The 1,033-nt window shown below is 39.1% G+C and carries 3 protein-coding genes; all 3 read right to left on the bottom strand.

Translation table 11 applies throughout. The annotated features are described in order from the left end of the window. Positions 1-525: hypothetical protein (locus tag N1032_RS23750; RefSeq protein ID WP_259542848.1), on the bottom strand; the 525-nt coding region annotated here is incomplete at its 3' end. An 18-nt stretch (positions 526-543) separates the two neighbouring features. Then, positions 544-846 (bottom strand): hypothetical protein, encoded by a 303-nt coding sequence (locus tag N1032_RS23745; protein ID WP_259542847.1) that lies wholly within the window; start codon positions 844-846, stop codon positions 544-546. Next, a partial coding sequence (locus tag N1032_RS23740; protein WP_259542845.1) for a hypothetical protein occupies positions 846-1,033 on the bottom strand: 188 nt, incomplete at its 5' end. The genes N1032_RS23745 and N1032_RS23740, both read right to left, overlap by 1 nt.

Here is a 1,033-nt window from a genome sequence, read left to right as displayed (position 1 = left end):
AGCTGTCTGACCTTTACCAAACATTACACCTTGAGCAACACCGGAACGAGAAGACCCCATGTTACCACTTAATGTGGCTGATTGGTTTAAGTTGTAAACACCTTCTTGGTATTGCTCAGCTAAGTCTTGTTGCAATTGCTGCTTCTGACTCTTAACCAAATCAGAATCATACAACTGAGAAGATAAGTTATTTACTTTCTCAGCAGTTACATCATACTTACCAGCTAATTGGTCTTGAAGACCTTGTTGAGCAGCAGCAATATTACCCGCACCACCAGAAGAAATAGATTTCATTTGGTCGGCAATATCAGTTAGTTGACCAGATTGAGCTAAGTTCTGGAGAGATTGTTTCATCTCAGGGGTAAAGTCTGGATAGTTACGGTCAATCCAGTTACCGCTAAGTCCACCGTTCTTTTCGTACTCCTGTTTCGCCTGAGCAAGCACATCTTTTAATTGCGCTTGAGCGGGAGCCCACGGTTCAGACTTAGTGACTGTGGTACTTTTACCACCACCTTTGTGTCCCATTTAATTCTCCTCAATTTATTAAACTTTCTTTTTAGGCCATAATGTTTTGTTTGAACTATCCACATCAAAATCTTTCAGGAAGTTAACAACATCGGCTGAAGTAGCCTGACCCACTTGAGCCCTAAAGAGTAAATTAACACCCTCTTCAATTTGCTTTAACCTCCCAGTAACCCAAATTAAAGATTGAGAAACAGCTTCAAACTCTCTATCCAAATCTCGTTTTAGATTATTGGGGTCTAAAAATAATGGTTTATAAATTCTGTACTGATTTCCAGGGGTTCTTCCATTACTTTCAAATTCCACCTTTGGTTTCATAGCCATTATCGATTACCTTCTCTGACATACTCAATATCATAACCAGTGAAATCCCACTGACCTTCTGAGTAATCTGTAAATTTAATAGCACCATATTTATAATTAGACCAAACATCAATTTTGTGGTCTTCACCAATTTTAAATGTAGATGTGCTATCCCACCAAACTGTTCCTGTAGGACTCATGGAACCAC

It is taken from the genome of Herbiconiux daphne, from assembly GCF_024979295.1.
Taxonomy (GTDB): Bacteria; Actinomycetota; Actinomycetes; order Actinomycetales; family Microbacteriaceae; genus Herbiconiux; species Herbiconiux daphnes.
The sequence above is the reverse complement of the archived record's forward strand: the minus strand, read 5'-3'. Positions and strand labels throughout refer to the sequence as shown.

Excerpts from the sequence above, each read along its gene's own strand:
- N1032_RS23745 (WP_259542847.1), bottom strand. The coding sequence starts at position 846 with ATGGCTATGAAACCAAAGGTGGAATTTGAAAGTAATGGAAGAACCCCT.